Source organism: Bacteroidota bacterium (genome assembly GCA_018816945.1).
Taxonomy (GTDB): Bacteria; Bacteroidota; Bacteroidia; order Bacteroidales.
This window is the reverse complement of sequence record JAHIVC010000097.1, coordinates 1-20,824: the sequence shown is the minus strand read 5'-3', so window position 1 is coordinate 20,824 and position 20,824 is coordinate 1. Positions and strand designations below refer to the sequence as shown.

General features: G+C 38.3%; 17 protein-coding genes. 12 read left to right on the top strand and 5 right to left on the bottom strand.

Going from position 1 to position 20,824, the window contains the following annotated elements:
• Positions 1–78: 78 nt before the first annotated feature.
• The 4 genes from KKG99_14060 to KKG99_14045 all read right to left on the bottom strand — a co-directional run bounded on the left by KKG99_14060 (position 79) and on the right by KKG99_14045 (position 4,881).
• A complete protein-coding gene (locus KKG99_14060) occupies positions 79–1,824 on the bottom strand; it encodes an aldehyde ferredoxin oxidoreductase family protein (protein MBU1014120.1) in 1,746 nt (581 codons plus the stop codon).
• Positions 1,825–1,890: 66 nt separating this feature from the next.
• Complete coding sequence (locus KKG99_14055) at positions 1,891–2,286, bottom strand: four helix bundle protein (protein MBU1014119.1); 396 nt, start codon at positions 2,284–2,286, stop codon at positions 1,891–1,893.
• Between the two features lie 76 nt (positions 2,287–2,362).
• On the bottom strand, positions 2,363–3,391 hold the full coding sequence (locus KKG99_14050; protein MBU1014118.1) for a homoserine dehydrogenase: 1,029 nt from the start codon (positions 3,389–3,391) through the stop codon (positions 2,363–2,365).
• A 20-nt stretch (positions 3,392–3,411) separates the two neighbouring features.
• Complete coding sequence (locus tag KKG99_14045) at positions 3,412–4,881, bottom strand: aminotransferase class I/II-fold pyridoxal phosphate-dependent enzyme (protein MBU1014117.1); 1,470 nt, start codon at positions 4,879–4,881, stop codon at positions 3,412–3,414.
• A 179-nt stretch (positions 4,882–5,060) separates the two neighbouring features.
• Here KKG99_14045 and KKG99_14040 point away from each other — a divergent pair, with 179 nt between their 5' ends.
• From KKG99_14040 to KKG99_13990, 11 genes are all read left to right on the top strand, one after another.
• Positions 5,061–5,534, top strand: coding sequence for an Lrp/AsnC ligand binding domain-containing protein (locus KKG99_14040; protein MBU1014116.1), 474 nt, complete (start codon positions 5,061–5,063; stop codon positions 5,532–5,534).
• Positions 5,535–5,784: 250 nt separating this feature from the next.
• On the top strand, positions 5,785–6,642 hold the full coding sequence (locus KKG99_14035; protein ID MBU1014115.1) for an ATP phosphoribosyltransferase: 858 nt from the start codon (positions 5,785–5,787) through the stop codon (positions 6,640–6,642).
• Positions 6,643–6,652: 10 nt separating this feature from the next.
• Positions 6,653–8,152, top strand: coding sequence for a histidinol dehydrogenase (gene hisD / locus KKG99_14030; GenBank protein ID MBU1014114.1), 1,500 nt, complete (start codon positions 6,653–6,655; stop codon positions 8,150–8,152).
• A gap of 3 nt (positions 8,153–8,155) precedes the next feature.
• On the top strand, positions 8,156–9,184 hold the full coding sequence (hisC, locus tag KKG99_14025) for a histidinol-phosphate transaminase (protein ID MBU1014113.1): 1,029 nt from the start codon (positions 8,156–8,158) through the stop codon (positions 9,182–9,184).
• Positions 9,184–10,275, top strand: a complete 1,092-nt coding sequence (gene hisB / locus KKG99_14020) for a bifunctional histidinol-phosphatase/imidazoleglycerol-phosphate dehydratase HisB (protein MBU1014112.1) — start codon at positions 9,184–9,186, stop codon at positions 10,273–10,275. The genes hisC and hisB overlap by 1 nt, the downstream gene beginning before the upstream one ends.
• Positions 10,272–10,850, top strand: coding sequence for an imidazole glycerol phosphate synthase subunit HisH (gene hisH / locus KKG99_14015; GenBank protein MBU1014111.1), 579 nt, complete (start codon positions 10,272–10,274; stop codon positions 10,848–10,850). The genes hisB and hisH overlap by 4 nt, the downstream gene beginning before the upstream one ends.
• Positions 10,847–11,563, top strand: coding sequence for a 1-(5-phosphoribosyl)-5-[(5-phosphoribosylamino)methylideneamino]imidazole-4-carboxamide isomerase (hisA, locus tag KKG99_14010; GenBank protein ID MBU1014110.1), 717 nt, complete (start codon positions 10,847–10,849; stop codon positions 11,561–11,563). The genes hisH and hisA overlap by 4 nt, the downstream gene beginning before the upstream one ends.
• A complete protein-coding gene (gene hisF, locus KKG99_14005; GenBank protein MBU1014109.1) occupies positions 11,557–12,312 on the top strand; it encodes an imidazole glycerol phosphate synthase subunit HisF in 756 nt (251 codons plus the stop codon). The genes hisA and hisF overlap by 7 nt, the downstream gene beginning before the upstream one ends.
• 165 nt (positions 12,313–12,477) lie before the next feature.
• Entirely contained in the window at positions 12,478–13,083 is a 606-nt protein-coding gene (locus KKG99_14000; GenBank protein ID MBU1014108.1) for a bifunctional phosphoribosyl-AMP cyclohydrolase/phosphoribosyl-ATP diphosphatase HisIE, read from the top strand.
• 334 nt (positions 13,084–13,417) lie between these two features.
• Positions 13,418–14,842: a M20/M25/M40 family metallo-hydrolase gene (locus KKG99_13995; protein ID MBU1014107.1), complete on the top strand. Its 1,425-nt coding sequence runs from the start codon at positions 13,418–13,420 to the stop codon at positions 14,840–14,842.
• Between the two features lie 2 nt (positions 14,843–14,844).
• Positions 14,845–16,368, top strand: coding sequence for a GH3 auxin-responsive promoter family protein (locus KKG99_13990; protein ID MBU1014106.1), 1,524 nt, complete (start codon positions 14,845–14,847; stop codon positions 16,366–16,368).
• A gap of 138 nt (positions 16,369–16,506) precedes the next feature.
• On the opposite strand, the gene KKG99_13985 is transcribed toward KKG99_13990, so the two are convergent.
• Positions 16,507–17,082, bottom strand: coding sequence for a rubrerythrin family protein (locus tag KKG99_13985; protein ID MBU1014105.1), 576 nt, complete (start codon positions 17,080–17,082; stop codon positions 16,507–16,509).
• 411 nt (positions 17,083–17,493) lie between these two features.
• Between KKG99_13985 and KKG99_13980 the strand changes: the two genes are divergently transcribed.
• Complete coding sequence (locus KKG99_13980; GenBank protein MBU1014104.1) at positions 17,494–20,601, top strand: peptidase S41; 3,108 nt, start codon at positions 17,494–17,496, stop codon at positions 20,599–20,601.
• Positions 20,602–20,824 lie beyond the last annotated feature (223 nt).

Below are 20,824 nucleotides of genomic sequence, written 5' to 3'. Positions count from 1 at the left end.
CCGAAAAGCCCAAGAAACTTTGGGATGGCGTCCCGACTCGCATTAGCGAGTTCGGGAAGCCATCCCTAGTAAATTAAACTAAAAATATTTAGGAAGCCCATATTTATTCCAACCCCTTATTTGATAGTATTCGGCTATGAGCGAATTATAAAAAGTACGATCCAGTTTTTTTCCCTTCATAAATCCTCCTAAATTAATTTCGTCGAAGAAACGATCGGGGATTGTATCATCTTTATAGCTGCGGCCATTTCGCACATTATATTTTCGGGCCAAATGAGTGAGATTGGTACCAATTTTCTGAAGACTTTCACTGGTATGATTTGAACCTGTTGCCGCGTTCAATAATTCGGAAAGCCGCTCCAAGCTCATGGGTACGAAATCACAAATAACCAAACAATTACGAACATTGGTTGTATCAAGTCCTTCGGCAATGGTAGCGGGAATATCCTCAATTTTAAATTCAGGTCCCATTTCCTGCTCGGTAATCCATGCACGCGTGTGCGATGCAAAATCGGCAACAGCCATGGCAACCCCCATGGTTAAACAACCTTTGGGGTTTACTCCGGAAATTTCCATTCCGTATGTATTAATGGCAAATGAACTACTTCCCTTCTTTATCTTTGATGCGGCATCTCTTGTACCATCGGCGAAAATAGTTCCTATTCCTTCACGATTTGCTAATTTATGAATGAATTTGCGCTGCTCCTTTGCATTGCCCCATTCCATTTTTAGCCCATCCCAATCTTCGATCAGGTTTTTCTCATAGCATTCCATTGCAAAAGAGCAGGTAATACCGGCACTAATGGTATCAAGGCCCAAATCATTGCATATTTCATTGGCCCAGGTCACATCTTTGATGCTGTTCACCATGCTGCCTGAACCCATAAAAGCTGTTGTTTCGTATTCCGGACCCTCCACTTCATGGCCATCCCATCGAGCCCATTTTGAGCATCGGATATCACAATTAAAACAGGAAGTGTCTTTCCAGTTAAGTTCTTCGCGTGCTGCCGCCGAATTGATTTTTTCAATGTCATCAAAAACCACTTCTTTGAAGTTTTTAACAGGTAAAAATTCATTGGCCTGTCCGCTGTTCATGCACTTCATGGTTCCATTTTTTCGCCTGAATTTAATCCCATCCTGCACGAGAATGTCCTGTGTGAATTTTTTATTCAATTCAAGAAAAACTTCCTCATTAAAATATTTGATAGGAGTTGATCCATCCACAACAAGCGCCTTAAGGTTTTTAAAGCCCATAACGGCTCCTGCTCCTCCCCGACCATATTGACGATGTTTATCGACCCCGATACACGCCATTTTTGAAAGATTTTCGCCAGCCGGTCCAATAGCCGCAACCCTTGGATTAATTCCGGCATGCTCTGCCATTAACTGATCTGTGGTTTTAAAAATTCCATTTCCCCATAAATCTGCCGCATCCCTGATTTCTAATACCTTATCGGTGATATAAAGATAAACGGGTTTTTCGCTTTTGCCGGTAATTACAACATAATCAAATCCTGCTGCTTTTAGCGCAGGGCCGAAGTTTCCACCACAATGGCTATCGAGCATCGAATTGGTTAATGGAGATTTTGTAACGAGTGCAGTTCGGGCACTGGTTTGAACCTTGGTCCCGGTGAATGGACCATTTGCAAAAATCACAGGATTTTCGGCAGAGAAAGCATTGACCTTAGGGGCAAGTTTTTCGAGTAATGCAAAACCGAGTCCTTTTCCTCCGATATATTTTTCAAGTAAAGATCGATCGGAATCTTGCTTTTCAATACTTCCTTTACTTAAATCAACATATAAACATTTGTAGGTGTACGACATAACTTGGTTTGTTAATTAGAATTAAATTTTTAAAATGATATAATGAAATAGTGAAATATCGAAATATTATTTATTCTCTTCTTTAGCTTTTAGAGTAGCTTTGATTATCATGTTGAGCTTGATTTGAAGTTCTTTTCCAATTTCTTTTAATCTATCAAACACATCTCCTTCAATAAGCTTTCTTTCAAGTAGCAATTCCAACCAATGCTCTATACTTTCAAAATAAGAACCTCTTGCATGATAATAAAACCTTACTTTATCCAAATAATGAAATCGTCCGTATCCTTCTGCAATATTTGCTCCAATCGAATCAATGAATCGAATAAATTGCTGACCAATCCCCCATTTAATATCTTTGCCCAACAACTGATATATCTCCCAAGCTGAAAATGACAACTCTCTCGACAGTTTATAAACTTCAAGGTCATTCAGGGTGATATATTTTGAATTCTCAGAACTCATACCGGATATATTTCAATATTTCTTTATTTCTTTATTTCACTATTTCTTTATTTCTTTAATTCAACATATTGGTCGTTTAACAACATTTTTTATTTCTATGGATCGCAAGGATATCGGTTAATATTGCAAATCCGGTCTGGATTTTCCCTGCTCCCGGTCCAACAATTGTAATATCTCCCATCAAATCAGTTGTAAAAGTTAGGGCATTGGTAGCTCCCATCACTCCAGCAAGCGGGTGAGAAAGGTCAATCATTTCGGGTGCTACACTTCCAAAAACTTTCCCATTTTTCCTTTCAACCGAACCAATAAGTTTCCAACGTGCATTTTTAGCTTTTGCAGTTGCAATGTCTGCTTTTGAAATTTTCGTAATTCCTTTACAGCTAATATCAGAAATTTTAATTGAAGCACCCATCACGATATTTGCAAGGATGGTTACCTTACCACGTGCATCATATCCTTCAACATCGCCAGTAGGATCGGCTTCAGCGTAGCCCAACTCCTGGGCAATTTTCAATACTTCAGCATAATCCATTCCTTTTTCCATCTCGGTTAGCATATAATTGGTTGTTCCATTTAAAATGCCACGAATTTTTGAGATTTCACATCCGGCCAATGGACCATCTGTTAAATTGATAATCGGGGTACCGGCAACAACAGTTCCTTCAATCATAAATTTAACACCATGATCATCTGCTAATTTTTTCATTTCAGGATAGAAAAGAGCGGCCGGGCCTTTATTACTTGTAACAATATGCTTTCCTGCTGATAGTGCAGCTTTGCAGTGGTCAATTGCAGCTCCGCCTGTAGTTAAATCGGTATAGGTCAACTCGCACACCACATCTGCATTACATGTTTTAATCAGGCTCACAGTATCAAGATTTGTTAAATCTTTGGTGAATTTCTTTTTTGCATCGGCCTCTTTCATCATTAGGTCGATATCCAATCCATCAGGGTTGTATACATTGCCATAAGCAAAATCAGCAACTGCAACTATTGAATAATCAAAGCCATACTTTTTGTTCAGATAGGCTTGCTTCATTTTAAGAATTTCGCATAATCCTTTACCTACGGTACCAAAACCGATGAGTGCTAATTTGTTTTTCATATTTCTTTATTATTTATTATTTAATTTTTTCTTAATCGAGCAGAGGAAGCTCCACCGGCTGAATATTCGGGTGAAGTGCTAATTACTTTTTTACCATCCAAAACAGCAAGAGCCTGATCCAGATCATTAATGATATCATCCGGATGTTCTCCACCCACACATAAACGGATAAGGTTTGGTGGTACATCGGCTATTTTTCTTGCTTCTTCGCCTTGCTGTTGATGGGTTGAAATAGCCGGAATGGTAGCTACAGATTTTATTCTGCCCAGATCAGTTGCCCGCCAGATGCGTTGGAATGCATCAAATACATCACGGGTATCCTGTATACTTCCTTTAATGCGGAATGACATCAGATGCCCATAACGGTTTACCTTTTCATTGTATAATTCATCCATCTCAGAATCAACCAATACCATGTATTTTTTTGCCAGTTTATGTAAGGGATGTGATTCAAGGCCGAGGTAATCCACCTGTTCAATATGCTTATGCTTCTTCAGGTATTTTGCCACTTTCATCGTACTACGACTCATCAAATCCATTTTCGATCTCAAGGTACGAATATCATTTAATGCAAGGACGGCATTCATAGGTGAAATATTCGGTCCATTATCACGATTGGGCAATGCTTTAATATAGGTTGCAAAATCCGCTTTTAGAGCGTCATTATCGATTTTTAAAACCAGGTTTTTACGCGCAATTACTGCTCCGGCAACTCCAAAACCACTGGTAGTAAGTGATTTTGTTACAGATTGAATCACAATATGCGCACCCCATGTAAGAGGGCGGATTAAAGCCGGGGAACCAACGGTATTATCAATGATCAAAGGAATGCCATATTTATGGGCCAATTTAGCAACGGCTTCTAAATCGAAAAAAGCCTGACCTGGATTGCTCGGCATTTCGCCATAAAGAAAGCGGGTATTTTCATCAATCAGTTTTTCCCATTCACGGATATCGGACGAACTGATTACTTTTCTCCACTCAGATCCTTTTTCCTGTTGTTTGCGAATGGCGAATTGCTGAAAAGTCCCACCGTAAACCTGACATGTTGCAACAAAATTCATTGGACTATTTGGCCGTTTCGGATCAACGCTTAAAAATGGCTCGCAAGCACTAAAAATAGCTGCCATCCCTGATGAAGTTGCGCAACAACTTGCATCCAAATCTGATCCATAAGTTTCCAGCATGGCCAGAACACCTTCCAGATAATACATACTCGGGTTTCCAATACGTGAATAACACCAGGTCGGAATCTGATAACTTAAAGCTGCTTCCATTTCATCAGAATCACGATATGCTTGTGATGATGACATATAAATAGGTTCAATAATGGAACCTTGGTTATAATCAAGTGCTTCCTGCATAGAGTATAGGCCATGTACCGCAATGGTGTCAAATCTGCATTTTTTCATTTCAGCTTTGTACTCAGCATGCCATTTAGCTGATCTTTCAGCGGCTTCTAAATAATGATTAATTCCGGAAGAATTCATAGGTTGTGACTTTTTTAATTAGGGATTTCGTCAATTAGGTTCAATCTTTCAAATATAAAAAATTTGAAAGCACCTTTTGGTATATGCTTATGAAAATCGAAAATATAGTTAGTTTTTTTTGAAATTCATAAGTGAAATTTATTATTTTTGCCAAAATCATAAGTAAACTTTTAAAAACGATGGACACAAAATTTCACTTAGACAGTTTAGACCGAAGAATTCTTAGTTTATTGACTAAGAATGCCAGAACACCTTTTCTCGAAATTGCGCGCGCCTGCAATGTATCCGGAGCAGCTATCCACCAACGAATTCAACGATTGCAAGAGGCTAATGTAATCACAGGTTCACAATTCAATATCAGCCCCAAAGGTGTTGGATTTACCACTTGTGCTTTTATCGGACTGCAGGTTCAGCTATCTTCCGTCAGTACCCACGAAGAAGTATTTGCCAAGATTAAACAAATTAAAGAAATCGTAGAATGCCATCATGTAACCGGACAATATTCATTGCTAATTAAAATTTATTCAAGGGATAATGAACATCTAAAGGAAATTATTGTTAAAAAAATACAGTCCATACCTGAAATCACAAGCACTGAAACATTTCTATCACTTCAGGAAGGATTTTTCAGGCAACTCCCGGTTGAGGGTTAAATAACCGATTTTGATTTTTTTAGCATATTATAAAAAAATAGTTTGTGCATTTAAAAATATATTTACATTTGCATTCTCAAAAAAACAAACAAAATGACATTTAATAAATTACATCATCATCATTTTCATACTGGCACTCAGGCGAGGAGGAATTGATATATGTAATCTAAAAATATTTCTAAACCCGTTTGAGTAAATCAATCGGGTTTTTTTATTTCCTAACGGTTTACTCAAACACAAATAAAAAACAATGAGTAAACTAAAAATTGCCATTCAAAAATCAGGAAGGTTAAGTGAGAAATCGATAAACATTTTAAAAGAATGTGGCATTAAACTTCCGAATGGAATCAGCAAGCTAAAAACTGCCGCTACCAATTTCCCGATTGAAATCCTGTTCTTACGCGATGATGATATCCCTCAATATGTTGAACAAGGGGTTGCCGATATTGGAATCCTTGGAGAAAATGAAGTATACGAAAAAAATAAAAATGTCGGAGTTATTGAAAAATTAGGCTTTGCCAGTTGCAGGCTAAGTTTAGCAATTCCAAAAGAAGATCAATACCTCAATTTAGAATATTTCAACCATAAGCGAATAGCCACCAGTTATCCGAAAATATTATCCGATTTTTTAAATAAAAACAACATAAGCGCCAGTGTGGAAGAAATTGGTGGCAGTGTGGAAATAGCTCCGGGAATAGGTCTGGCCGATGCCATATGCGACATAGTAAGTTCCGGAAGCACACTCCTGACCAACGGACTCAAGGAAGTTGAAACCATCTTACAAAGTGAGGCCGTAATAATCTCAAGCAAAAATTTAACAGAAGCAAAGGAAAACATTTTAAATCAGCTTTTATTCAGAATCAAATCAGTTCGGGATGCTTCTGCTAACAAATATATCTTACTTAATGCCCCCAATAGTGCGATCAAGGGCATTTGTAAAATATTACCCGGGATGAAAAGCCCTACGGTCCTTCCGCTCGCCGAAGAAGGTTGGAGCAGCTTGCACTCGGTTGTTCGTGAAGATGATTTCTGGAACATCATTGCTCAACTAAAAAACCTTGGCGCCCAGGGAATACTTGTTTCACCCATCGAAAAAATGATCCTCTAAAAAAACCATTATGCAATACACAAACAATACAGGTAATAAATTTGACTCGACCGAACTGGAAAAACTCATTCAACGTCCATTTATTGACTCAGAAAACCTGAATCAACTGGTAAAAGAAGTATTTTCCGACATCAAAAAAAATGGAGATGTATCACTGAAATACTATACTTATCTGTTCGATAAAGTAAAAATCGAAGAGGTTAAGATTGACAAAAACAGGATCAAAAATTCGTCGGGCTTAAGTGATGAAATAAATGGCATTAAATCCCAAGGCAAGCCCTGGACCCTTTCTTCCGTAACAAGCTCTGGGGAATTATGCCACCCCATCTCGTCTGCCGAAGCGGAACGCGAAGGCAGATTAAAGGAAGCGATGAAACTTGCCAAAAATAACATTGAAATCTTTCATAAAGCTCAAATTCAAAAATCTGTTAAAATAGAAACAAGCAAAGGGGTGAATTGCTGGCGCGAAGATCGTCCGATCGAGAAGGTTGGGATTTATGTCCCCGGAGGCACTGCTCCCCTCTTCTCAACCGTTTTAATGTTGGGTATTCCTGCAAAAATTGCTGGATGTAAAGAAATCATTTTGTGTACACCACCCGATAAAAATGGAAACATTAATCCGGCTATTTTATATGCTGCCGAACTAATTGGGATCGAAACCATTTTTAAAGTTGGCGGCATTCAAGCCATTGCAGCTTTGACTTTCGGAACAGAAAGCATCCCGAAAGCAGATAAAATATTCGGTCCCGGAAATCAATATGTAACTGCCGCCAAACAGGAAGCACTTAAATACGGTCTGGCTATCGATATGCCCGCCGGACCTAGCGAAGTACTCATCATTGCCGACGAAAGTGGGGTCCCTGAATTTATTGCTGCCGATTTGCTTTCACAAGCTGAGCATGGCACCGATAGTCAGGTTATTTTGCTTTCTGATAGTGAAGAAATTATTAAAAAGAGTTTGGAAGAGATTCAAAAACAATTGAACCTGTTACCCAGAAAAGCAATCGCTCAAAAGGCACTCGAAAACAGTCGTGCAATTTTACTCAACAATATTGAGGAGTGCATTGAACTCAGTAATAAATATGCACCGGAGCACTTGATCCTTGCCATAAAAAATGCAAAAAAATACCTCGGCCAAATTTCAAATGCCGGATCCGTTTTCATCGGAAATTATAGTTGTGAAAGTGCGGGCGATTATGCCAGTGGCACTAATCACACATTGCCTACCAATGGATTTGCCCGCAATTATAGCGGTGTTTCAGTAGAAAGTTTCATGAAAAAAATCACTTTTCAGGAAATAAGTAAAGAAGGATTAGAGCGCATTGGCCCTGCCATCGAAATGATGGCCGAAGCCGAGCAGCTCATGGCACACAAAAACGCAGTAACAATCAGAATGAATCAATTGAAGTCATTAAAATCTTTGGAGGCAAATAGTTCCACTAAAACACTAAAAACTAACCAATCCCTGCTCGTTCGCCGCAGCGAACGCGAAGGAGGATTAAAATCGTAAAAAATGTTTGACATAGAAAACTTAGTTCGACCCAATATCCGTGCATTGAAGCCTTATGCAAGCGCACGTGATGAATTTAGCGGCAAAGAAGGGGTATTTTTGGATGCCAATGAAAATCCCTTTGGGACCTTGAACCGTTACCCTGATCCTTATCAGAAGGAACTTAAAAAACAAATCAGCCTTTTAAAAGAAATTGATGAAGGCATGATTTTTCTGGGCAATGGAAGTGATGAAATCATCGATTTATGTTATCGGATTTTTTGTGTGCCCGGAAAAAGTAAGGTACTCAGTTTTACCCCGACTTATGGCATGTACGAAGTTTCGGCGGCAATCAACGAGGTGGAAATGATCAAGCTTCTCCTTAACGAAAATTTTCAAATCGACCTTAAAAATGCGATCCAGTTTTTAAATGATACCGAATTAAAAATCGTATTTATTTGCTCGCCAAACAATCCAACCGGAAACTTAATGCAGACTGTAACCATTGAATTTATTCTTAAAAACTTCCCGGGAATTGTAATTATTGATGAAGCTTATATTGATTTTGCAAATGCAGGTTCCTGGATGAAAAAGCTTTCAGTGTATCCAAACCTCATCGTCACACAAACTTTCAGTAAGGCTTGGGGAATGGCCGGAGCACGCGTAGGAATGGCCTTTGCTGATAAAAAAATCGTGTCGTATTTAAATAAGGTAAAACCCCCTTATAACATCAGTAGCCCCAACCAAAAGCAAATACTGAAAAAACTGGCTGATAAAGAGATGACAATTTTACAATTAAACACCCTGATCGCTGAAAGAAATCAACTCATCCTTAATCTGAATAATATAGCAGGGATTGAGAAGATTTACCCTTCTGATGCCAACTTTATTTTAATTCGGGTAAAGGATGCAAACAAGGTTTACCAACAACTTCTCGATCGTAAAATCATCATCCGCAACAGAAACCAGGTAATTGAAAATTGCTTAAGGCTTAGTGTTGGCAAGCCATCCGAAAACAAAAAACTAATCAATGCACTTAAAAATATTTTATGATGAAGAAAATACTTTTTATCGACCGGGATGGGACCCTGGTGATTGAACCACCCATTGATTTACAACTCGACAGTTTGGAAAAACTGGAATTTTACCCGGGCGTATTCCAATATCTTGCGCGAATTGCCGATGAGCTGGAATATGAACTGGTGATGGTAAGCAATCAGGATGGATTAGGCACGAGTTTATTTCCTGAAAACACCTTTTGGCCCGCTCAGAACAAAATTATTCAGGCATTCGAAAATGAAGGGATTCAATTTGCCGAAATTTTAATCGACAGAAGCTTTCCCGAAGATCAGGCACCTACTCGTAAACCCGGAACTGCCATGCTTACCCACTACCAAAAAGGGAATTACGATTTGGCGAATTCCTGTGTGATTGGCGACCGGGCAACGGATGTTCAGTTGGCAAAAAACATGGGCTGTAAATCGATTTTTTTGAGTGCAGAAGCAAATGCCGATGCAGATTTAATTACTCAAAACTGGGCGGAAATTTATCAGTGGTTAAAGCAAAAACCTCGAACCGCAAGGGTGATCCGTCAAACTATGGAAACCAGAGTCGAAATTGAACTCAATTTAGATGGAACCGGAAAAGGGTCAATGAATACGAGCCTGGCATTTTTCGACCACATGCTCGATCAATTAGCCCGTCATGGTAATTTTGATTTAAACATCAAGGTTGAAGGCGATTTGAAGGTGGACGAACACCACAGCATCGAAGATGTGGCCATCACGCTTGGCGAAACTTTTGATATAGCATTGGGATTGAAAAAAGGAATTGAGCGTTATGGGTTTCTGCTTCCGATGGATGATTCGTTGGCTCAGGTTGCCCTCGATTTTGGAGGCCGTTCGTGGCTTGTGTGGAACGCTGACTTCAAACGCGAAAAAATCGGGGATGTCCCTACAGAAATGTTTGAACATTTTTTTCGTTCGTTTTGCCAAAATGCAAAATGCAATCTCAACATTAAAGTGGAAGGAACAAACGAGCACCATAAAATCGAATCCATCTTTAAAGCTTTTGCCAAAACCTTAAAAATGGCTTGTTCAAAAACCAATAATTTTCAAATCCCAAGCACAAAAGGAAGCTTATGATCGCAATTATAAAATACAATGCAGGAAATATCCGTTCGGTGCAAAATGCACTTGATCGGCTTGGTTACGAGAGCAAGGTAACGGATGACATTAAAGAAATCAGGGCAGCCGACAAGGTGATTTTTCCGGGTGTTGGCGAAGCCGGATCAGCTATGAAATACCTGAAAGAACACAAACTGGATATTTGCATTAAATCGCTCAAACAACCTGTATTGGCCATTTGCTTGGGCCTGCAGTTGATGTGTAAATATTCGGAAGAAGGCAAAACGGAATGTTTGGGAATTTTTGACGCAAATGTAAAAGCATTCCCTCCTGAAGACATAGTACCACATATGGGCTGGAATAATTTCACCAGGATAAAAGACGAAATTTTCACTGGGATCAAACTGGAGAATGATGTTTATTTTGTACATACTTATTATGCCACGCTTTCCGAAAATACGATTGCAGAAAGCAACTACATTCTTCCATTTAGTGCCGCCATGAAAAGTGGAAATTTTTATGCAACTCAATTTCATCCCGAAAAATCGGCAGAAGTTGGAGAACAAATCCTTAAAAACTTTTTACAGCTATGAGAATTATACCGGCTATTGACATTATTAACGGGAAATGTGTAAGACTCACCAAAGGTGACTACGACACGCAAAAGATTTATGGAGAAGATCCGCTCGAAATGGCAAAAATGTTTGAAGGGTTCGGTTTCAGTTATCTTCACCTGGTTGATTTGGATGGAGCCAAATCAAAACAAATTGTTAACCATAAAGTGCTTGAATCCATCACTAAAAAAACAAATTTAAGGGTGGATTTTGGCGGAGGAATAAAATCAATTTCAGATGTTGAACTGGCTTTCAGTTGCGGTGCAAAGCAAATTACAGCAGGGAGCATGGCAGTTCAGAAGCCGCAATTATTTTTCAGTATCCTGCAAAAATATAACCCTGATAAAATCATTTTGGGAATGGATGTTTTAAACCGAAAGATTGCGACCAACGGTTGGAGAAAGTATGCCGTAGATATTGACATGATCGAATTCATTCGCTCGTACGAACAAAAAGGCATTAAATACCTTATTTGTACCGACATTTCAAAAGATGGAATGTTGCTAGGTTCAGCCATTGATCTTTATGTGGAAATACTAAACCGGACTAATTTGAAATTGATTGCAAGTGGCGGATGTTCGAGCATCGAAGAGGTTAAAATGCTCAAAGCAATTGGCTGCGAAGGGGTAATTATCGGAAAAGCCATTTATGAAAACAAAATTAATTTGAAAGAACTCGCTGAACTATGTTAAAAAAACGCATCATTGCCTGCCTCGACATACGCGATGGACGAACGGTTAAAGGAATAAATTTTATTGATATAATTGATGCCGGAGATCCGGTTGAACTTGCTAAGGCTTATGTAAAACAAGGGGTTGACGAATTGGTGTTTTTAGATATCACGGCAACTATCGAAAAAAGGAAAACCCTGATAAAATTGGTTGAAAGAATTGCTGCTGAAATCAACGTTCCGTTTACGGTTGGAGGCGGCATCAATGCGATTGAAGATGTGTCGGCCCTTATCAAAGCCGGTGCCGACAAAGTGAGCATAAACTCTTCGGCAGTAAAAAGACCTGAACTGATTACGGAAATAGCCGGTCAATTCGGCAACCAATGTGTGGTAGTTGCCATCGACAGCAAACGCTGCAAAACGGATGATGTGGTTTATGTAGATGGTGGTCGCACCCCCACCAATTATTCAACCATTTGGTGGGCAAAAGAAGCCCAAAAAAGAGGGGCCGGAGAAATCCTGATCACCTCTATGAATCACGATGGGTGCAGAGAAGGATTCGCGATTGACCTTACCAATCGGGTTTGTGAAGCGGTGAACATTCCGGTCATAGCATCGGGAGGAGCAGGGAAAATGGAACATTTTAAAGCAGTGTTTGAACAAACCAAAGCCAGTGCAGGATTAGCTGCAGGTATCTTTCATTTTGGGGAAATTCCGATACCGGAACTGAAGAAATATTTAAAAGAAAAGAATGTAGAAGTCAGAATGTAGAAGACAGAAGACAGTAGATAAAAGTTATGAGTTATGAGTTATGAGTTATGAGTTATAAAGTTCAGGGCTAAAAGCTAAAACAGATGGGTAAATTCAGTTACCAAATATTCTAAAATTTAAATCTTGTGTCTTGAGTCTGGTATCTTAATACTAAATACTTAATAAATGAAAAACAACATAAACATTAATTTCAAAAAAGCCAACGGACTGGTTCCGGCCATTATTCAGGATGCTGCAACATTGCAGGTACTGATGCTGGGTTATATGAACGAGGAAGCCTTACAAAAAACCATTAAAGAAGGAAAGGTTTGTTTTTATAGTCGCAGTAAGCAGCGCTTATGGGTAAAAGGTGAAAGTTCAGGTAATTTTTTATGGGTTAAAAGCCTGCAGCATGATTGCGATAATGATACCATTTTAATAAGGGCCCGGCCCGAAGGACCGACTTGCCACACCGGAAATACTTCCTGCTTTTTTCAGGAGGAAGATCCACAATTTATTTATAGGCTCGAACAAATCATCCAACAACGAATTGACGACAATGCCGATGATTCGTACACCAATCGTTTGTTTAAAAAAGGGATCAACAAAGTCGCACAAAAGGTGGGTGAAGAAGCGGTTGAATTGATCATCGAAGCAAAGGACCATGACGATAATCTCTTTAAAAACGAAGCTGCCGACTTACTTTATCACTATTTAATTTTGCTAAAAGCAAAAGGCTTTCAATTATTTGATATTGAGGCGGTTTTAAAAGAACGGCACCACTCGAAATAATGATTTTTAATTGAATCATGTTTAATGCATCGTTTGCAGGGATTTATTTCTTATCCCACAGACCTGATCTGATATCTTGTTACTTGAAACCCTGCCTGGCAGGCAGGTTGAAACTTGAAACCCAATCTAATATCTTATGTGTTGATAATGTGAAACTTACTAAATCTCAGACAATAATTCACGAACACGTAACAGCCTATTTATTGTATTTGGGCTTTTGATGTTTGGTAAGTTCAATGCTTTTTATTTATTTTACTATGTGGTATGTTCTTAGCGGCAAAACCTTATGGTCTAATGTAATTTTATAGTTATAAACTTTTTAAACTTACGATAAATGCGTTTGAAACTTATATTTTTATTATCATTTTTCACTGGATATTCAACAATTGCCGAAGCAAATTTCGCTGATTCGGTTTTCAGAATTTCTGTAAACAGTAAAATGCTGTCGGCACCCGAAGTACTTAGTTTATATATTCAGCATAAATCATTAAGCAGTCATGAGCAATATGCCGGAGACTGGCTGAAAAGTGTTTGCCGTGAAAACGGACTTTATATCTATGAATATGGTAACGAAGATGCCAATTACAACTTTGGCGCCTCCCTGTTGCCATTAGAAAACAATCTGCCTAACATCATTCTGTTAAATCATATAGATGTTGTGGATGAGGGTGACTCAAATTTGTGGATCCACCCCCCTTTTTCCGGATATATTTCTGATACAGAAGTCTGGGGACGAGGCGCATTTGATAACAAGGGAGCTGCAATCATGCAATTATTCAGCTTATTGGAGTACAAATCCAAATATGATACAATAGAGTCTAAATACAATGTCACTTTCTTGGCCGTTTCATGTGAAGAAACCATGTGTGATGGAGGAGTTGAGTATGTTCTGAATAAATATCTACACGACTTAAACCCTGTAGTTGTCATAGGCGAAGGAGCGACAGAATTGAGTGACCTCATCGAAGCAGAGACAGATGATCCGATATTTGGAATTTCGGTAGTGCAAAAAAGACCATTATGGTTGCATTTAGAACTGAGTATTCCCACTTTAGGACATGGATCGGTGACGCCGTTGCAATACGCTATTAAAGAAATGACCATTGCATTGTCGAATTTGGCCAAGAAAAAGACTCCCTTCATTTATACAAAAGAAAACATAAAAATATTAAAGGCCATAGGTAAGCAAAAGTCATGTATAACGAAATTCGTGTTGAAACATCCGCGATGCTTCAAGTTCATCTTATCAAAGAAGCTTCGAAATAAACCGGAAATATTTTCACTATTCACTAATACGATAACAATTACTTCCATTAACAGCAATTCCGGGGCAATCAATCAAATACCCAATAAGGTTTCGGTTACCCTGGATTGTCGATTGCTTCCTGAATACCCGCAGAAAAAAACGATCAAATTCATTCAAAAGAAACTCAAAAATGACGAGATTAGCATCGGTATTGTGGCAGCTAAGGGCCCTACCATGGCATCAAGCATTGAAAACCTGTTTTATAGCCATCTTGAATCTGCAATTTTTGCATCCTACGAAAACGTGACCACTATACCGATCATGCTACCGAACTATAATGATGTTGGCCCTTTTCGATCAAAGGGTATTCAGGGATTTTCAATTATTCCAATTGAATTGGATATTGAATATTTAAAGTGTATTCACGCAGAAAATGAGAGAATACCTATAAAAGGGCTATATATGGGGGCTAAAGTTTATTTAAAGTTTCTCGAAGAATCAATAAATAAGTAATCATGAGAGGGAAACAATGGTTGACTAAAATGTTTGCCGGAATCATCGTAAGAAAAACAAACAAGTGGGTTTCGAACGGAATTGAATATCAGAAAAAGACCTTAAATTATTTGATCAGTCAAGGTAAAGAAACAAAGTTTGGCAAGGACCATCATTTCGCCCAGATACACGACTATGAATCATTTAAAAAACATGTTCCGATTCGTAGTTATGAAGATATAAGGGAATATATTGAACGTGTCAAGAGTGGCGAAAAAGATGTTTTGTGGCCGGGCAGGCCCATTTATTTTTGCAAAAGTTCGGGAACCACCTCCGGCGTCAAATACCTTCCCATTAGTAAAGAATCATTGCCCAATCATATTAACAGCGCCAGAAACGCCTTGTTAAACTATATTCATGAGAACAATCATCCCGAACTGGTGAACGGTAAAATGATATTTCTTCAGGGAAGTCCGGAATTATCATCAACGAAAGGCATTCCAACTGGTCGTTTATCCGGAATTGTAGCGCATCACGTTCCAAAATATTTGCAAAGCAACCGTCTCCCTTCATTTAAAACCAATTGTATAGATGATTGGGAGGAAAAAGTGGATGCTGTGGTAGAAGAAACGATTGATGAGAATATGACCTTAATCGGTGGGATTCCTCCATGGCTTCAAATGTATTTCATGAAAGTTTTAGAACGATCCGGTAAAAAAACCATCAAAGAAGTATTTCCGGCACTTCAATTAATCGTCTTTGGCGGTGTCAATTTCAATCCGTATAAAAAGACATTTAAAAAACTCATTGGTCCAAATGTTGACTTCCTTGAAGTGTATCCCGCTTCCGAAGGATTTTTTGCCTACCAGAACAGTCTTAAAGAAAAAGACCTCCTCTTATTGCTCAACGAAAACATTTTTTACGAGTTTATACCTGCGGAAGAATCCATGTCAACATTCCCAAATAGAATCTGTATAGAAAATGTAGAACTGAATAAAAACTATGCGCTTGTCGTAAATTCAAATGCCGGATTTTGGGGTTATCTAATAGGTGACACGATCAAATTCACCTCGCTAAACCCCTATAAAATAGTAGTTACCGGAAGAATTAACCATTTTATTTCTGCTTTTGGAGAACATGTAATAGCCGAAGAAGTTGAAAGCGCAATTGAGGAGATGGCCCAAATAGAAAATATCCAAATCATTGAGTTTACCGTGGCTCCGCAGGTAAACCCGGAAAACAATGAACTCCCTTACCACGAGTGGTTTATAGAGTTTGAAAAAGCATCAAACGACCTCCATTCATTAGGGAAAAAACTAGATCTGTTATTACGAAAGAAGAACATTTATTACGACGACTTGATCGTAGGAAATATCCTGCAGCCTTTAAAAATCACCCCGGTCAGGTCGAGCGGGTTTAAAAAATACATGGAACTCAGCGGTAAAATTGGTGGGCAAAATAAAGTTGTTCATCTTTGTAATGACCGATCTGTTGCCGATCAATTAGACAAGCTAAAAGTAACCTTAAAAACATCCAAGCCGGATTAGAACGACTGATTACCTGCAAACACTACAAAACCCAAGTACAACAAATAAAAAGGTTAATTGTCGCTAAGAAACCATCTTTATTTAAAAATAAATCGAAAATAAACAATCGACAGTCAAAAATCTGATATCTTAAGTCTACTAATAATTTGTTTCCTGTAATTCAAAATACGATTGCGGGTGCAAGCATGCCGGACAATTTTTCAATGCTTTTTTACCTTCATGCAAATAACCGCAAACCCTGCATTTCCATACATAAACATCTTCCCGTTCAAAAACACGGCCTTCTTCCAGATTTTTATATAGTTTTCGGTATCTTTCTTCATGTGCTTTCTCAACCTTGGCAATCATTTTAAAAGCGGTTGCAACTTCTTTAAATCCTTCTTCTTCTGCAATTTTTGCAAATTCGGGATAAAGTTCGGTCCATTCTTCATTTTCGCCATCAGCGGATGCCTTTAAATTTTCCAAAGTGCTACCGATAATTCCGGCCGGATAAGAAGCGGTAATTTCCACCATACCACCTTCTAAAAATCTGAAAAATCTCTTGGCATGGGCTTTTTCATTGAATGAGGTTTCCTCAAATAAAGAGGCAATTTGCTCCAGTCCTTCTTTTCTGGCTTGTTTAGCAAAATAATCATACCTCATCCGTGCTTGTGATTCGCCTGCAAATGCTTTCAACAGGTTTTGTTCGGTTTTAGTTCCTTTAATGCTTTTCATCTTTTTTTAATTTGGTGATTTATGGTTTTTACTTATTTAAGTTTCTTAGCTTCTGCAACCGAAGTAAAGGTACAGTTTTTATTCGTGAGACTCAAATTTCAGGAGTAAGCGAACCTGACTGCAGCAGGCAGGCTGAAATTTGCAAGACGAACCCTGCAGCTCTGCTGCGGAATTAGTTTCTCCCGAATTCTCGGAACTTTGGGGTTTCATAACCGTGATTATTTTTTAAATAGGATAATAGTTCGTGTTTATCATAATTTTTTCGTGTTTTATCAATTTTATTAACTTCAGACAGTTGATTTCGGTTCTTTTTGTAAATTTATGCTTCTTAAATCCGAAAGTTAATTGAATAATTTCGGGGGTAATAATTAAAATAAATCCAAAAAACGTTTACAAATTAAATTTTATAAAATGAGAAAGATATTGTTTTTACTGAGTTTATTTATAATGATCTGCGGAAGCTCATTAGCAGAGAATGAAGGACCATTTTTTATTTCCGAGCCGACTTTGTCGCCGGATGCCAGCACGATCATTTTTGTTTATGAAAATGATTTATGGAAAGTAAATGTATCGGGTGGATCAGCTTCTCGCTTAACCGCATTGGAAGGTATTGAGTCAAATCCTCGATTTTCACCTGATGGAAAATGGCTTGCTTTTTCCTCAACGCAAAATGGAAATGCAGATGTTTATTTAATGCCTTTGGAAGGTGGTGCCATCAAACAACTCACAGTTCATGATGGAAATGATTTTATTGAGAGTTGGGCGTGGGATTCTAAATCAGTTTATTTTACTTCAACCCGTTACAATACTTTTACTTCATTTCAGGTAAATATTGATGGAGGAACCCCACAACGATTATTTGGTGATCATTATTTTAATATGCCGCATCATTTGGTGAAAGATCCGGTATCGGATGGATATTATTTTACCGAATCGTGGGAGAGTTTCATGTTTCCTCAACGAAAAAGATATGTTGGCGATCATAATCCTGATATCAAATATTATGATCCTAAAAAGGATGAGTTCAAAATGCTGACAAATTATGAAGGAAAAGATCTTTGGCCTACCGTTGATCGATTTGGAAAAGTCTATTTTGTTTCGGATGAATTCAATAAAGAATACAACCTGTATACCTTTGCCGATGGGGTTAAAAAACCATTGACCGGTTTTAAATCTGCAATCGATCGACCACAGGTAAGTGCCAACGGCGAAAAGGTGGTGTTCTGTAAAGACTATCAACTTTTCGTTTATGATGTTAAAAACAATAAGACCACAAAACCCGAAATTCAGTTATTTGAAGCCGATATTTTAAACACGGTTAAAAATTATGAGGTCAAAGACAAAATTGATTTTTTTGATATTTCTTCCGACAATAAAAAAATTGCTTTTATCTCTCGTGGTCGATTATTTGTTTCTGACATTAAAGGGAAATTTGTGAAAGAAATGAAAACCAATGCAACCGAGCGGGTTCGTGAAGTAAAATGGATGAAAGATAATAAATCATTGATCTATACCCGGACCAGTAAAGGCTGGGCAAATTTATTCACCATTAATGCCGCCATTGAGGGTGAAGAGAAAATGCTGAGCAATGAGGAGGCAACTTGCAGGGAAATTGAATTAAATCATGATAAAACGCAAGCTGTTTATATCAGTGGTTCGAAACAGATCAAAATGATTGATTTGACTACCCTAAAAATCAGCAATTTAATCGATGATGAATTCTGGTTCAGAGGTGAAGGCCCAAAATTTTCGCCTAATGATGAATATTTGAGCTATACGGCATATCGTAATTTTGAACGCGATATTTTTGTTTACAACCTGAAAACAAAAAAGAGTATAAACCTCACCAATAATGGGGTTGCCGAAGATGACCCTTCTTGGTCGCCCGACGGGAAATACCTCTATTTTTCGGCCGATAGATTTAAAGCAAGTTTTCCCAGAGGAACCGAAAATAATTCGCTTTTCCGCCTTCCGCTATACCGATTTGAAAAAGAATTCAAACTGGATGAGTACGATGCCCTGTTTGCAAAAGAGCAAAAGAAAGATTCTTCAAAACCTGAAATTATCATTGATTTGAAGAACCTCGAAAAACGATGGGAGCCTTTAACAGTAAGGGGCGGACAACAGTATGCACCCTATGTGATTGATGTAAAAGGACAAACCATCGTATTATTCCAATCCAATCATGATAAAGGTGTAAGTGGTCTTTGGAAAATGGAACTGGATCCGTTTGACCGACCAAAGACAGAAAAAATTGTGGATGGAAGAATTGGTGATATTGTTGAATCAAAGGATAAGATTTATGCACTGATTTCCGGGACCATTCATGAATTAAATTTATCACAGAATAAAACAGCAAAAATTGACGTGAGTTATCAGTTTAGCAAAATGCTGAACGAAGAATTTGTTCAAATGTATTATGAAAACTGGGCTGCACTCGACGAAAATTACTATGATGGAAACTTTCATGGTGCTGATTGGAAAGAAGTACTTAAAAAGAATGAAAAATTCTTTCCATATATCAAAAACCGGGATAATTTAAGAACCTTGTTGAACGATATGCTGGGCGAATTAAACGGCTCACATCTTGGTTTTAATTCGAGAGGAGACGAAGAAACTACCTTCTATAAAGTAGCAACAGCTGAAACCGGAATTGTTTTCGATGCCAATAATCCTTATACCGTATCAAGAATCGTTGATAATTCGCCGCTTGACTTATTTGAGGCAAAGGTAATGGCCGGCGACAAGCTCGTTAAAGTAAATGGTCAAGTAGTTGATGCCACTAAAAACAGGCAAACTTATTTTTCATTTGCAAATTTACCCGATGAATTGACCCTTACATTTATAAGAGCTAGTAAACAGTTTAATGTAAACGTGCATCCGGTCAGTTCGCGCCAAATGAATACATTATTATATGATGAATGGATCGCCAACAATCAAAAACGGGTAGATGATAAAACAAATAGTAAAGTGGCTTATGCCTTTATGAAAGATATGGGTGATGGAAGCCTGGCTGATTTTATGATTGATATGACAACTGAAGCGATACATCGCGATGCGCTTATTTTGGACCTTCGTTATAATCGTGGAGGGAATATACACGACGACGTATTGCAGTTTTTATCTCAAAAACCCTATTTGCTATGGAAACAAAGGAGTGGGAAAATATCAACGCAACCAAATTTTGCGCCTTCAGGCAAACCAATTGTACTGCTGATCAACGAGCATAGTTTAAGCGACGCCGAGATGACAGCAGCAGGTTTCAGGAATTTGAAACTTGGAACCATTATCGGAACCGAAACCTATCGCTGGATAGTTTTTACTTCTTCATGGGGAATGGTAGATGGATCATCAACCCGGATGCCTACCTGGGGTTGTTTCGACCTGAACGGAGATGATCTGGAAATGACGGGTGTTAAACCTGATATTTATATTAAAAATACGTTTAAGGACCGCATCAACGGACAGGATCCTCAATTGGATAAAGCTATTGAATTTATACTGGAAAAGCTTAAGTAGGTTAATTCATTAAATTTGACCAATAAACCCTGCGAGGGCTTTAAGCCCTCGCAGGGTTTAAATTGCTGATCCGGTGGGTTTCAGGGGTGTGTCGTCCTAAAAAAAGTTTACAGATTAAACATTTAAAGTTACTGATTTTTTATAATAGTTTTTCCATCTTCTTTTTAGTTTTCCTGATGTTAAATGTGCTTGTTCAGGAGTCAGCATATTACAGCTAAGATGC